Source organism: Pukyongiella litopenaei (assembly GCF_003008555.2).
Taxonomy (GTDB): Bacteria; Pseudomonadota; Alphaproteobacteria; order Rhodobacterales; family Rhodobacteraceae; genus Pukyongiella; species Pukyongiella litopenaei.
On record NZ_CP027665.1, the window covers coordinates 1,956,348 to 1,970,319 of the forward strand.

Genomic DNA, 13,972 nt, shown 5'->3' on the forward strand with positions numbered 1-13,972 from the left:
CACTTTGGACAACAGGGGAAACAACCATGATGTATAGACACAGACTATTGAGCACCGCGGTTCTGTCGGCCGGGCTGGCATTGGGAAATGCTCTGCCAGCCATGGCCGAAAGCGTCGTTCGCATGGCGCTGAACGCAGACATTCGCGGCACCAATCCCGGTGTCACCCGCGACGGCAACACGGACCAGGTGCACGGTCATATCGTTGAGGGTCTGGTGACCTATGCCAGCGATTTCAGCATCATTCCGATGCTGGCCGAAAGCTACGAGGTCTCGGATGGTGGCCGCACCCATACCTTCACGCTGCGCCAGGGCGTGAAATTCCACAACGGCGCAGAGATGACGGCGCAGGACGTGGAATGGTCCTGGAACCGGCTGGCAGGAGAGGCTTCCGAATCCCATTGCAAGAACTTCTTCAATGGTCAGAACAATATCAATGTGACCTCGGCCAAGGCCGTGGATGACCACACCTTTGTCATAACGCTTGAAGAACCCTATGCGGTGTTCCTGGCCACCATGGCGCGGTTCGACTGCGGGTCGATGGCCGTGCTGCACCCGGAATCCGTCAATGCCGATGGCAGCTGGAACACACCGATCGGCACCGGCCCCTACAAGATGGGCGATCACGCGCCGGGCCGCTATGTGGAGCTGAAACGGTTCGCGGATTATGCAAGCCGCGATGAGGCCCCCAATGGCTATGGCGGTGGCAAACATGCCAGCGTCGACACCCTGCGCTGGGAAATCGTCGGTGAGGGCGCGGTATCGAAAACCGCGTTGCAGGCCGGCGATCTGGACCTGGTGACCATCGATGCGATGACCGCTTCGGAACTGCGGGACCAGCCCGGATTTACGGTGGATGCCACCGAATCCGCGGTTTGGGACACCTATCTGCTGAACTCGGACGATCCGCTGCTGTCGGACGTGCGTATCCGCCGCGCCATCGCCCATGCCATCGACCCGCAGCGCATCATGGCGGCGATCACCGAAGGGTTTGGCGCGGCGTCACCCTCTCCGGTGCCGCCGATGTCGGTCAATTTCACCGATGTGCAGGCGCAATACCCCGAATATGACGTGGAACGGGCCAAGGCCCTGCTGCAGGAGGCGGGGTATGATGGCGAGGAGATCATCATTCTCGCCACTCGCCGCAATGGCGCCTATTACGAGCGCGCGCTGATGGCGCAGGCGATGATGATGGAGGCGGGTCTGAACGCCAAGCTGGAGGTGGTCGAATGGGGCACCCAGCTGGAGGCCTACCGCAACGGCACCGGCTATCACATGCAGAGCTTCACCTTTTCGCCGCGCCTGCACGCGGGGCTCAGCTTCGAGATGTTCACCGGCGATGCGCAGCGCAAGGCATGGAAAAATCCAGAGGCGGTTGCGCTGGTCAATGAATCCCTGCGCGTGGGCGACCCCGAAGCGTTGCAGGCTGTGATCGACAAGCTGCATCAAGGCTTCATCGACGAGATCCCGGCCATCGGCCTTGGCCACCGGACCCTGTTCACCGGCATGTCCGACAAGATCGGCGGGTTCGAGAACTGGGGTGCGGGCCTGCTGCGCGGATGGATGCTGACAGTGAACGGCTGACCGGCCGCAGGAGAAGGCAACCATGCTGACTTTCGTGCTGAAACGAGTGCTGATGTCGATCCCCACCTTTGCCATCGTGGCGGTGATCATCTTTGCGCTGGTGCGGGCGCTGCCCGGTGACCCGGCGCTGATGATGCTTGGCGGCAATATCGATGACGAAGCGACGCTCGAACAGATGCGGGCGCAACTGGGGCTCGATCAGCCGGTGCCCGTGCAGTTCCTGGCATGGTTGCGCGAGGTGTTCTCGGGCAATCTTGGCACCTCGATCATGACCGGACAGGAGGTTTCGTCCCTGCTGGTGCAGCGCTTCAGCGTGACGGCAACCGTGGTTCTCCTCGCCATGACCACGGCGCTTCTGGTGTCGGTTCCCCTCGGCCTTCTGGCCGCGCACCGGCACAACAGCCGAACGGACTATGCAATCGTGCTGCTGACCATTCTGAAACTGTCGATGCCGAGTTTCTGGGTCGGGCTGATGCTTCTGGTGCTGTTCGGCGCCATCCTGGGCTGGCTGCCGACCGTGGGCTTCGTCTCGGTGAGCGACGATCTGGGGCGGGGTATGATGTATCTGATCCTGCCGGTGACGTCGCTGGCGCTTTCGGAAATCGCGGTCCTGACCCGGATGATGCGCGCGGGCAGTCTGGAAGTGATGGGCAAGGATTACATCACCCATGCCCGCGCCAAGGGGTTGCCCGAGCGCAAGGTCCTGTGGCGCCATGTCTTTCCAAATGCCTTTGCGCCTACGCTGACGATGGTCGGCATCATGCTGGCGGGGCTGCTGGCGGGGGCCGCGGTGACCGAAACGGTTTTTACCCTGCCGGGTCTGGGCAAGCTGCTGGTCGATTCCATCTATGCCCGCGACTACCCCGTGCTGCAGGGGGCGCTCCTGTTCATCGCCGCGATCTATGTGATGACAAATCTTGCCATCGACCTCGCCTATTCCGTCTTTGATCCCAAGGTGCGCCTGACATGACTTTTTCCAAACGCCTTCTGGGCAAGGTCAACGGGCTGACCGGAGCTCTGCTCCTGGGGCTTGTTTTCCTGGTCGCGCTGGTTGGCAGTGTCTACACGCCGCATGATCCGCTGAAATCCGATCTGCTGAACCGTTTTGCCGATGCCTCGGCGGCACATCCTCTGGGCACCGACATGTTCGGGCGGGACATCCTGTCCCGGCTGATGCGCGGTGCCTGGGTTTCCGTCTCGATCGGGCTGGGCACGCTGGTGGCCCCGGTGCTGCTGGGTACGCTCCTGGGGGCGGCGGCCGGCTATTTCCGGGGCTGGTTCGACCGGCTGCTGATCATGGTTCTGGACGCGCTGATGGCCTTTCCCGGCCTGTTGATCGCACTGGGCCTGATGGCGGTGATCGGGGCGAACCGGTATGGTGTGATCCTTGCGCTCTCGGTCGCCTATCTGCCTGCAGTCACCCGCGTGGTGCGCGGCTCGGTCCTGTCGGTCAGCCAGTCCGAATTCGTCGAGGCCTCGGCCACCATGGGCAATTCGCGCCTCTATACGCTGATCGTGCATGTCCTGCCCAACTGCCTGGCACCGCTGATCGTGCTGACCACGATGATGTTCGGCTGGGTGCTGCTGGCCGAAAGCGCGCTCAGCTTCCTGGGGCTGGGCGTGCCGCCGCCGGAACCCAGCTGGGGCAATATCCTGGCCGAGGCCAAGGCACATCTGATGCGCTACCCCATGCTGGGGCTGCTGCCCGGTCTTTGCATCTCTGTCGCGCTGTTGGGGGTGAACCTGCTTGGCGATGCGCTGCGCGACGAGCTTGACCCGAAATCCACACCCTCGCGGGAGGTGATCTGACATGGAATGCCGCACAGAAACGGATCCGATCCTGAAAATCGAGGATCTCGAAATTGCCTTCGGCGCCGCCGCGGTGGTCCAGGAGGTGAACCTCTCGGTGGCGCCGGGCGAGATCCTGGCGCTGGTGGGCGAAAGCGGCAGCGGCAAGAGCATGATCGGTCGCGCGATCATGGGGTTGTTGCCCGGCGGCGGTCAGGTCCGCCGCGGAAGTGTCCGGTTTGGTGGCTTCGACATGGCCAATGCCGGGTCCGCCGAGGAAAGACGTCGCCTGCGCGGTAGGAAGATCGGGTTGATCTTTCAGGAGCCGCTGTCCTCGCTCAACCCCAATATGCGGATCAGAGAGCAGATGTGCGAAGCGATGCGCGAGCATACGGAGCTGAGCGAACCCCAGATCCGGGAGCGGGCGCTGGAAATGCTGCGCCAGGTGCGGCTCGACAATCCCGAGCAACTCATGAACCGCTATCCGCACGAGTTCTCCGGCGGCATGCGGCAGCGGATCATGATCGCCTCGGTGATGATGTTGAAACCTGCGCTTCTGATCGCGGACGAGCCGACCACGGCGCTGGATGCGGTGGTCCAGAAAGAGGTTCTGGACATCATGGCCGAGGTCGCCCGCGCCAATAACACCGCAGTGATCCTGATCTCGCATGATCTGGCCGTCGTGGCCGCCTATGCGTCCCGGATCGCGGTGATGGAGAAGGGGGTTCTGGTGGAGACCGGCAGTGCCCGCGACGTGTTGGGCAACCCCCGGCACGAATATACCCGCAAGCTGCTGGCGGCCGCACAACTGGGCACCCCGGAGCCGGTCAAGGGGGCCGCGGGCGCGCCGCTGCTAAGCGTGAAGGGGCTGCGGGTGGAGTTCTCCGAAAAGCGTTTCTTCGGCCTGTTCGGGGAAAACAGAACCCGGGCGGTGCAGGATGTCTCGCTGACCGTGCAACCGGGTGAATTCGTCGGCCTTGCCGGTGAAAGCGGCAGCGGCAAGAGCACGATCGGCCGTGCCATCGGCCAGCTGGCCCCCATGGCCGCGGGCCGTATCGTCTTTGAGGGGCGCGACCTCGGCAGTTGCACGGGGGCAGAGGCGAACAGGCTGCGCCAGCGCATCCGCTTCGTCTTTCAGGATCCGTTCTCTTCCCTGAACCCGCGTATGCGGATCGGCCGCATCGTCGCAGAGGGATTGCGCCACGACCGCAGCCTGTCCACGGACGACCGGCGCGCGCGGGTGGACGAGATGCTGGAGGCGGTCGGCCTGCCCCGCGTCATGGCCGGGCGCTTTCCCCATGCGCTGTCGGGCGGCCAGCGCCAGCGCGTGGCAATCGCCCGCGCCTTGATCAGCCGGCCCGACCTGATCATCGCGGATGAACCCGTCTCGGCGCTGGATGTCACCATCCAGGCACAGATCCTTGCGCTGTTGAAATCGCTGCAGCGCGAGTATGGCTTTGCCTGCCTGTTCATCAGCCATGACCTGCATATCGTCGAGCAGCTCTGCGCGAGGCTCTATGTGCTGCACAAGGGGCGGATCATGGAGCAAGGCGAAACCGGCACGCTGTTTGCAGCGCCGCGTCATCCCTATACGCGTCGGTTGATGTCGGCTTCGCCGCGGCTCGAGCCGGGGCCCGGCGGGTTGCAGCTGACGCACAGCATGCCGGCGCCAGCCGTGCAGGACGGCGATCTGCAATTCTATGACGAAACGAGTGGCGGCGAGGCGCTCTACCGGCTGGCCGAAACCGCGCCCGGCCATTTCGTCGCCCTTCGCGGCGCGGCCTGAAAAGGGGTATCCCATGGACCAAGGCCAAGAGCGGCCCTATGTGCCGCGGCCCTATGCCGCCAGCGAGGACGAGGCGCGCCAGATGATCCGCGCCTACCCGTTTGCCACCGTGATCACCTGCGGGCAGGACACGCCGGAGGCGACCCAGACGCCGCTGTTCTTCGAGACCGAAGACCCCGGTTGCCGGACCCTGATCGGCCACATAGCCCGCATCAACCCGCAGGCCGGAGAACTGATGGCCCCGGGTCCGGTGCTGGCGGTCTTCAACGGCCCTTCGGCATATGTGTCGCCCAGCTGGTATGTTGAGGATGAGGATGTGCCCACCTGGATTTACCGGTCGGTGCATCTGCGTGGTGAGATAGAGCCGGTCGACAGCTCCGGCATGCGAGCTCTGATGGAACGTATCATCGCCTTGTCGGAAAGCCGTATCGGCGGCGCTTGGCAGCTGTCTCGGATCCCGGACGCTGATATTGCCCGGATGATGCCCCGGATCATCGGGTTCCGCATCCACCTGACTGCCCTGAAAGGAATATCCAAGCTGGAGCAGACCCGGTCGGCGGCGAACCGCGCTGGCGTTGCGGCAGGATTGGAGGCTGGTGAGGAAATCGGAAAGGATCTTTTGGTTGATCTTTTGCGACGACCGCGCAACCCGGAATGTATCGGGTGTTGATGAGAAAGGCGTTGGGGCCTCACCGAACGGCCCACGCCATCGGAGCCCTCGCCCAACCCTCTGGACCAGTCCGCTGGGCGCTGATGTCAGAAAGGGACCACCTGTCAGCCGGGCAGTCCCTTTCTTTCGTGGTCCCGTCGCTGGTTGAGGGTCAGAACGTCAGTTCGGTCCCGATATAGAATGTGCGGCCTTCCCCCGGGATGAAGGCGGCCTGGTCGGGGCGGGCCCGGTCCACCACGAGGGTGGAACCGGCATAGGTTTCGTCAAAGACGTTGCCGACCTCGGCCACGATGGCGACGGTATCCGACAGTTGGTAATTGGCGCGCAGGTCGGCGACGAAATAGGGCTGGTTGAAGAGGGTGTTCATGTTGTCGACGGGTGTTTCTTCGGGCACCCATTTGGCCAGCGCATAAAGCGACAGGCGATCGGTAGTCCGCCAACCGATCGAAGCGGTGAGGATATGGCTTGGCGCTCCGCCCAGCCGGTTGTTGCCACGCACCGGGTCATTGACAAAGCGGAAGTCCTGCCAGGTCCAGGCGACCCGGCCGAAGACATCGGATGCGAGATCAAAGGACAGCCCCGCCTCCAGCCCGCTGTGGCGGGTCCGATCGGCGTTCATCGAGGACACCGGCGAACCGGAAACATCGCGCAACGACAGGATCTCGTTCTTCAACTCCGAATAATATGCGGTGATGTCCCAGGCGAGGCTGCCGGTGTGTCCACGCCAGCCGACCTCGATGGTATTGGCGGTCTGCGCCTTGAGGTTCGGTGTCGAGAAAGCCGCCGCCGTTGAGCTGGGCACCGGGGGCATCGGCCGGCCTGAGCCGGAGTTCGGCGTTCCGCCCGAAGTGCTCAGAAGATCACCGTGGGTCGGCGGTTCGAAACTGTGCGACAGCGCGACCCAGGCGGTCTGGTTCTCGGCCGGGTTCCAGGTCAGCGCCAGACGCGGGCTCCAGCCGCTGTAGGAGCGCGAATAGCTGTTCGACACGGTCGGCACGGTGCCGTCCGGCAGCCGCATCGTCGGGTTGCCGGGGTTGTAGCCGACCGTCGGCCGGGTGGCACCGGCCCAGCGATCGTCGTTGTCGCGGGTGGCGTAGCTGTAGGAGATCGACGGCGACAGGAAGGCGGCGCCGCCCAGCGGGATATTGGCACCGACATAAAGCGAGGAGGTCGTGGCCTTTAGCTTGTTCAGGCCGAATTGCGGGCCGCGCGAACCGCTGATGTTGTGATAGTAGGAGCGATCCGAATGCCCCGCCGAGACCAGCAGGTTTGCCTCGAACAGCGGCAGGCCCGCGACGTGATCCGGCAGGTAGGAATAGCGAAACGACAGGTTGCCATCATAGCCGTCGGTTACCCGTTCTCCCGAGGAGATCGGAAAGCGGAAGCTGTCATCGGTTTTCGCGGCGCTGACGCCGATGTCGAACAGGTGATCGCCCAGATCGAAGGCGGTCCGGGCGCCAAGCAGCAGCTGTCTGGTTTCGCGCCGGGGCAGATCGCGCGGCACATTGGGGCCAGGGTTCGACACCACGCCGCCGGTGATCACCGGACCGGCATGGACCTGCCGTGGATCGGCATCGAGCTCGGACCATGTCAGGGGACCGGGCACACCGAAGGAAAGGTCGGTGTAGTTCAGGAACAGTTGGGTGGCGCCATTGGCGTGCGGGATCTCGACATTGCCGGACAGAACGGTGCGCCGGGAACCGTTGTTGAGATCGCGATAGCCGTCCGCCTTGTCGTATTCGAACTGCAGCATGCCCGAGGCTCTTTCGCCCTGGATCGCGGTCTGCCCCGAGGCCGATACGCGGCCATCGCTGCCAAGACCGAAGCCGAGTCTGGTGCCGGGCGATGTGATGGCGGTGGGAGAGATGAAGTTGATGGCACCGCCAAGCACCGTGGCGCCGAGCCGGTTGGCGGAGGCGCCGCGCCAGACCTCGATCGCGTCGGCCAGTCCGGGCGCGCTCAGGCCGGCGATGTAGGAACCATCGGCGCGGTTCACCTGCATGCCGTTGTAGAGAACCATCAGACCGCGTTCGGTGGGGTTCTGCTGCATCCCGGAGCCGCGGATCTGGAATCGCGGCTGGTCGTTACCGCCAAAGAACTCCTGCACGACGACACCGGGCACCCCGGCCATGGCATCGGAAAAGGTCGGGTTCGGGATTTCCTCGATCTCTTCGGCGCCGACAACCGCCGCCGCGCCGGGGGTTTCGCGCATCCGGTCGCGCAGGGCCCCGGCGGTGCTGGCGTCGTTGCCGGTTACGGTGATCGATTCCAGTTCGATCAGCGCGCCCGGTTGGGCCGATTGCCCCATCGCAGTTGTCGCCATGAGCAAACCCGCGATGGGCAGGCACAGGGTCGGCCCCCATGCGACATGTCGATTAGGTGATTTTCGAAACAGCATCGTCTCGTCCACTTCATTCATCTCCGGGCCGAATTGCGCCCGATTTGGCTTTGCACCCGGACGGGCACGGCACCGGGCGAGGACCGACGATCCGCGCCCGAGGGAGCGGCGCGGACCGTCGCGTACCGGAATGCCTGAAGGTAGGGAAACTGCCTCGCCGGTCGGTGTTTTCTGTGTCGACCTGGCATGTGCCGCAATGGTGCGGCGGCTTGGACAATGACGCGACAGGTGTAGCGCTTCGGGCTGGGCCGAAACCTTGACTTACGTCAAATCCGACAAAAAAACTAAGAATCGCTCATGTGGTTTTTTCACCGTCCTGGCAGGATGTTACAACAGCAATGCCGTTGGCAAGGCGCTGCGTTTCATGTGGTGGATCGGCGCTGTGCCCGCGGCGCTGTCATTCACCGACCGCGATGTCGGCGGTGGCGAATCCGGCATCGCCTGGCAGCGGCGCCGGATCGCCCAAAGGCGGCCGCAGGAAGACCGGCAGGTAAGCGGCGAGCCAGGTCAGGAACGCGCCCGCCCAGAGCACGGAGGCCAGCGGCAGGCTGCGTTCCAGCCAGGCCAATCCCGTGACGCCGTCGATGCCGATGCGGAACACCAGGGATGCCAGCAGCAGGACACCCGCCAGCCGGGTCTGCCAGGGCACCGGCAGGCTATGGTTGGCATGCAGGAGCCCCGCGACCGAATAGACCGCCAGCACACCGAGCCCGAGCCCGCCCATCAGCGCCACATGCAGCCCGTCATAGAGGCTCCAGCCGGCGCCGAGCGCGGCAGTTCCGATCATCATCAACCCGCTTCCCGCCAGCGCCGAACTGCCGGTCAGCAGCAGGATTTCCGCCCGGAACGATTGCCGCCCGACGAAACCTTCGGCAACGCGGTCCATGAACCCGGCCCCGGCGGCGATCCAGAGAAATCCGGTGACCGTCTCGTTCAGCCCCGCCAGTGTGCCCGCCATGGCCAGCAGGATCAGGCCGGGCGCCAGGTTCAGCCGGCCGGGATGCGGACGGAAGGGCGAACTGCGTTCTGTCGGGTCGAGCACGAGATTGGTGACCGGCACGGCGATCCGTGCCAGCGCCAGGCCCAGGACGCCGAGAAAGCCGAAACCGAACATGTAGGTTGATTGCTGCGCCAGGTCGATGTCGCCAAGGGCAAATGCCAGCCGGCTGGTGGCCATGGCGCCAAACAGCAGCATCAGCCAAAAGACAAAGGCCAGCAGGATGTCGGTTTTTCGACGCCACGACAATTGCAGCAGGTAGAGGATCAACGCGCCCATCCAGAGCAGATCGGCGGCCCCGCCCAGCATCCCGATGCCGTCCCAGCCGAGGAATCCGACGAGGCGCGCGATGCCCCAGAGCGCGGCGAGCCACCACAGCGGGCGACCGCGCAACGGTGCCGTATCGGTCCACTCTGGCGCGGCGGTGGTCAGAAAGCCGATCAGCGCCGCGCCATAGGCCCCGACCAGGAGTTCGTAGCCATGCCAGATGCTCGCCGGCACCATGCGCGCCATTGGCAGGTCGAGCCCCTGCACCAGCACCCAGATCAGCGGCCAGAGCGCCGCATGGATCGCACCGAGCGGAAAGAACAGCCGGAACCCTTCATGCCCGAGCCAGCCCAGCGGTGTTCGCGGCACCGGGCCGGACGGCCCTTCGTGAACCGGTCCACAGCTCATGCGATCTGCCTTTCGTCCACGTCGTGGATATGCAGGAACGCCGGGTCATTGCGCCTGACATCCTGGGTCCAGTCGTGCAGCCAGCGGTCCGAACGGTCAGAGATCGGCAGCACCAGTTCCCGGTCGCCAAGGATTCCGTTGCCACGGGTATCGAGCACTGCAACGCGGTGGGCGACACGCGCGGCTTCCATCAGGTCATGGGTAATGAACAGGCCCGACAGATCGCCGCTGGCACAAGCCGCAATGACGATATCCTGCATCCGCCGCTTCAGCGCCACATCGAGCGCGGTGAATGGTTCGTCAAAAAAGATGAAATCCGGTGCCGTGACCAGGGCACGGGCAATCGACACCCGCTGTTTCATGCCCCCCGACAATTCGGATGGGTATTTCACCATGTCGTCGGGTTGCAGCGCCACCTGCCCTGCAACCCGGCGCAGTCGGTCGCGATGAAGCCGGCGCGGAACACCTGCCATTTTCAGGGCGAAACGGATATTTGCCTCGGCCGTGGCCCATGGCATCAGCGCCGGATCCTGAAAGATCATCGCGTGGCGCGCATAGCCACGATGGATGCGCCCGGCGCGGGCCTCGATCAGTCCGGCGGCGATATGGGCAAGGGTCGATTTTCCGCAGCCCGAGGGGCCGACCAGCGCAACGATCTCGCAGGCATTCACCTGCAGGTCGATCCCGTCGAGGATGGTGCGCCCGAAAAAGGCGTGCCCGACCTTGTCGAGACTGAGGACGCTCATCGCTTGATCCCCCACGGTCGGTCGGCCCTTCGCCATGTTTCCACCTCGCCGCGCACGGGCTGCACCAGCCCGTATTCGACTGCGATCAGCAGCGCCACCGCCGCGAGCACCCAGGCCAGCGCCTGCGCGATGTCGAGGTTGATCCGCGCGTCCGCCAGGGCGCCGCCGATCCCACCGGCATTGGCCAGAAGCTCTGCCATCACGGCCACCTTGACCGAGGTCCCGAGCGCGAGACTGCAGGCCGGGAACAACGACGTCGAAATCTGCGGCAGGGCGATGCGCAGGAACCGTTTCACCGGGCCGGCGCCGAATGCCTCGGCCATACGATCAAGAAGCGGGTCGCGGGTGACCACCCCCTGCGCGGCGCCGACGAAGACAACCGGCAAGGCGGCGACGAGGATCACCGTGCGCACGGTGGCGTCCGAGCCACCGAACCAGATCATCGCCAGGACGATCCAGGCAATCGGCGGCACCCCCAGCAGCACGGTCACCAGGGGCCGGGCCAGCCGCATCGTCGCCGGCGAATAGCCCGCCGCGATGCCCGCGATGGTGCCGATCGCGGTCACCAAAAGGAAACCGCTGAGCGCGCGCTGCAGCGTCAGAAACGCCAGCGATTGCGCGTCCGGATCGCGCATCAGACGACCCATCTCGGCCAGCGTGTCGAGCGGCGCGGTCAGGATGAAAGGGCCGTAGGCTTCGTGCCCGGCCTGCCAGATAGCGGCCAATACGGCCAGCGCCGCCAGCCCGGCCCAGCCCGACCAGAGATAGTGAAGGGCGCGGCCAAGCCTGTCGGCGAGAATGGCGCGGATTCGGTGGCGTGGCATCATGCGACCCGTGCGGTGCGGGCGGCTATTGGCCGCCCGCCGTTTTCAGGAAAGGTAGAAGGCATCATCGGGCAGCTTGCCCCCGATCCTGGCCATGTCGGCCCCGGCCATCGCCGTGAGCATCCTTTCGACATCGCCGCGCGCCTCGGCCGCGGGTCGCGCCACCAGGTTGCAATGTGGCACCGAGGCCGCCAGCAAGGGCGCAGGCATACCAAGCGGCGCAGCTGCATTGTCGGCGGCGGCCTGCGGGTCCGCCAGCGTGTCGCGGGTTGCCTGCGCAATCGCGTCCAGCAACGCCGGGATCATATCGCCATGCGCGTCGATGAACGTGCCGGTCAGGGCCAGCCCGGCCTGTGGCACCACCGGCGCAGCGCCGGACATGGCGCCCCAGGCCTGCTGGATGTCGATGACACGGGAGATGGTCTTGCCGGCCGTCCTAGCCTTGAGGATCGCGGCGGTAGAGGAAGGTTCCGCAGCCAGCGCGGCATCGACGCGGCCGGCCAGCAGCAGCTGCATCGCTTCGATCGGGGTGCCGGCGTAGGAAATGTCGAGATCGCTGTCCAACGCCAGACCGGCGTGTTCGAGCAACTGGGTCAGGATGATCTCGGGCGTGTCGCCCCGGAACGGGACGGCAACGGTCTTGCCCTTCAGATCCGCGACAGAGGAAATGCCCGTGTCATTGCTGATGACATATAGAAGACCATTGGTCATCACGTTGGCCAGCCGGATTGGAAAGCCGCGATTGTAGAGGTTCGCCGCCGCCTGAACCGGCACGACCGACAGCTGGATCGACCCCGACGTCAGCCCCGCACGCAGTTCGTCCGGGGTCCGCCAGGCGGTGAAGCTGGCGGCGGTGGCGATGCCGTCGAAGCGTCCCGATGCCACCGCATGGGCCAGGGTGACCGAAGGGCCTGCAGGCGGGCCATAGAGCGCGAGTTCAGCAGTTGCCGCGGCGGCCGCACCGGTCAAAACAGGCATGGCGGCGGCGGCTCCGAACAGACCCAGCGCCGTCCGACGATTGAAGCGATCCGTCATTGGTTTCTCCAGAAATTCGACGATTCGTTGATTTGGCTGAACATTTTTGCCTTTGCCGCCGATGGCGACTCGCAGGTTGTTCCGGCTTCACTGTGCACGCAATAGCATCGCCGGGTTCTGGCTCCTTGACTTATGACAAAAATACTCGGGTATTAGCCCTATGTCAGATCGTCGCGATAACGAACGTGGCGACGGGGCGCAAATCGCGGTCCGGCCGGGCCACCAACGCCATGATGCCGATGGCTTCGGGCATGGCGCAGGCCAGGAACTTCACGCCGCTGTCGCGCCGCTGTCACGCAGGGTCTGCAGGAAGGCGGCGTTACGGCTGAGGCGGTCGGGCTTGGCGATCACCAGTGTGGCACCCGCGAGGCGCGCGAGCTTCAGAGCCTTGTCCAGTTTGGGTCGATCGCCATCCTCCGTGCGGCAAACCCCAGACCGGATTTTCCCGGCCGCGCGGTCGAGAACCGCTCGCAGGAGATGAAGGTGATTTCGTTGATCACCCCGGCCTTACAGTTCTCAAACTGGACCACTCAAATGGGACTGATCACCGGCAGAGCTTTCGTTCATTGCGATCGGCCAATGCGGCCTTGAGCGGAATCGAGACGATCCAAACGGTCACGCGCGGGGGGACTGTTGCGTTAATCACGGTTCGTCGCGAGGCTGTGGCTCTGGAGGTCCATCATACCGCGTAAATCATTGTTCAAGCACCACCGCTTTCCGCGCGATATCATCCTTTGCGCAGTGCGCTGGTACCTGAGGTTTCCGCTCTCGTACCAGGATGTCGTCGATCTTCTTGCGGAGCGTGGCATCACGGTTGACCGATCGTCCGTCTATCGCTGGGTTCAGAAGTTTGCGCCGGAACTGACGAAACGAACCGAGAAGCATCTGCGCCGGGCGAGCCTCGATTGGCACGTTGACGAGACGTATATCCGCGTCGGCGGCAAGTGGCGTTATCTATGGCGCGCAGTCGATGCGAACGGCCAAATGGTTGATTTCCGCCTCACCGCGCGGCGGAATGCCAAGGCCGCGAAAGTCTTTCTCCAAAAAGCGATCGAGCGTGTACGGCTCTACCGGCCGGCGACGATCTGCACGGACAAAGCCCATGCGTATCGGTGCGTGATCCGCGAGAGCAATCACCGGTGCGATCCACACTTTGACAGCATCCGGCACATCGACCGAAAGTGGTGCAACAACCTCATCGAGACCATCCGAACCATCAAGCGCGGACACATCCATCACAAGCTGCCGGGCGTCAAAGGCGAGATCGAATTCATCCGCGGACCGTTCGATGTCGCTGCCTGACCCCTGGATCCTGCCCAGCTACTGAGAACGAGCGAAAGTAATGCAACAGTCCCCTTTCGAGCTCGCCCCGGTCGAACTGCTGGACATAGGTGATCGTTCTCCCCCACATCCCCCGAGACCGGGATCGTGAACATCAGCGCCGGTTCCCGGAAACGCGCCGACCCGCGC

At 64.4% G+C, this 13,972-nt stretch carries 12 protein-coding genes; 6 read left to right on the forward strand and 6 right to left on the reverse strand.

The features are described 5' to 3' along the window. Positions 1-26: 26 nt before the first annotated feature. The 5 genes from C6Y53_RS09800 (at position 27) to C6Y53_RS09820 (ending at position 5,827) form a co-directional block, all read left to right on the forward strand. Positions 27-1,583 (forward strand): ABC transporter substrate-binding protein, encoded by a 1,557-nt coding sequence (locus tag C6Y53_RS09800; RefSeq protein WP_211299348.1) that lies wholly within the window; start codon positions 27-29, stop codon positions 1,581-1,583. Positions 1,584-1,605: 22 nt separating this feature from the next. Next, complete coding sequence (locus tag C6Y53_RS09805) at positions 1,606-2,553, forward strand: ABC transporter permease (protein ID WP_106472273.1); 948 nt, start codon at positions 1,606-1,608, stop codon at positions 2,551-2,553. Next, positions 2,550-3,392 (forward strand): ABC transporter permease, encoded by an 843-nt coding sequence (locus C6Y53_RS09810; protein ID WP_106472274.1) that lies wholly within the window; start codon positions 2,550-2,552, stop codon positions 3,390-3,392. The genes C6Y53_RS09805 and C6Y53_RS09810 overlap by 4 nt, the downstream gene beginning before the upstream one ends. A 1-nt stretch (position 3,393) precedes the next feature. Next, positions 3,394-5,157, forward strand: a complete 1,764-nt coding sequence (locus C6Y53_RS09815; protein ID WP_106472275.1) for a dipeptide ABC transporter ATP-binding protein — start codon at positions 3,394-3,396, stop codon at positions 5,155-5,157. An 82-nt stretch (positions 5,158-5,239) separates the two neighbouring features. Further along, on the forward strand, positions 5,240-5,827 hold the full coding sequence (locus tag C6Y53_RS09820; RefSeq protein ID WP_244614796.1) for an FMN-binding negative transcriptional regulator: 588 nt from the start codon (positions 5,240-5,242) through the stop codon (positions 5,825-5,827). Positions 5,828-5,978: 151 nt separating this feature from the next. On the opposite strand, the gene C6Y53_RS09825 is transcribed toward C6Y53_RS09820, so the two are convergent. The 6 genes from C6Y53_RS09825 to C6Y53_RS21400 all read right to left on the reverse strand — a co-directional run bounded on the left by C6Y53_RS09825 (position 5,979) and on the right by C6Y53_RS21400 (position 12,976). After that, complete coding sequence (locus tag C6Y53_RS09825) at positions 5,979-8,150, reverse strand: TonB-dependent receptor family protein (protein WP_244614797.1); 2,172 nt, start codon at positions 8,148-8,150, stop codon at positions 5,979-5,981. A gap of 472 nt (positions 8,151-8,622) precedes the next feature. Next, a complete protein-coding gene (locus tag C6Y53_RS09830; protein WP_106472277.1) occupies positions 8,623-9,897 on the reverse strand; it encodes an NnrS family protein in 1,275 nt (424 codons plus the stop codon). After that, a complete protein-coding gene (locus C6Y53_RS09835; protein ID WP_106472278.1) occupies positions 9,894-10,643 on the reverse strand; it encodes an ABC transporter ATP-binding protein in 750 nt (249 codons plus the stop codon). Before C6Y53_RS09835 ends, C6Y53_RS09830 begins: the two co-directional genes overlap by 4 nt. After that, positions 10,640-11,467 (reverse strand): ABC transporter permease, encoded by an 828-nt coding sequence (locus C6Y53_RS09840; RefSeq protein WP_106474035.1) that lies wholly within the window; start codon positions 11,465-11,467, stop codon positions 10,640-10,642. Before C6Y53_RS09840 ends, C6Y53_RS09835 begins: the two co-directional genes overlap by 4 nt. Before the next feature lie 45 nt (positions 11,468-11,512). Continuing rightward, positions 11,513-12,502, reverse strand: coding sequence for an ABC transporter substrate-binding protein (locus C6Y53_RS09845; RefSeq protein WP_106472279.1), 990 nt, complete (start codon positions 12,500-12,502; stop codon positions 11,513-11,515). A 270-nt stretch (positions 12,503-12,772) separates the two neighbouring features. Then, complete coding sequence (locus C6Y53_RS21400) at positions 12,773-12,976, reverse strand: recombinase family protein (RefSeq protein ID WP_342212779.1); 204 nt, start codon at positions 12,974-12,976, stop codon at positions 12,773-12,775. Positions 12,977-13,183: 207 nt separating this feature from the next. Here C6Y53_RS21400 and C6Y53_RS09860 point away from each other — a divergent pair, with 207 nt between their 5' ends. Next, on the forward strand, positions 13,184-13,804 hold the full coding sequence (locus tag C6Y53_RS09860; protein ID WP_106472280.1) for an IS6 family transposase: 621 nt from the start codon (positions 13,184-13,186) through the stop codon (positions 13,802-13,804). Positions 13,805-13,972 lie beyond the last annotated feature (168 nt).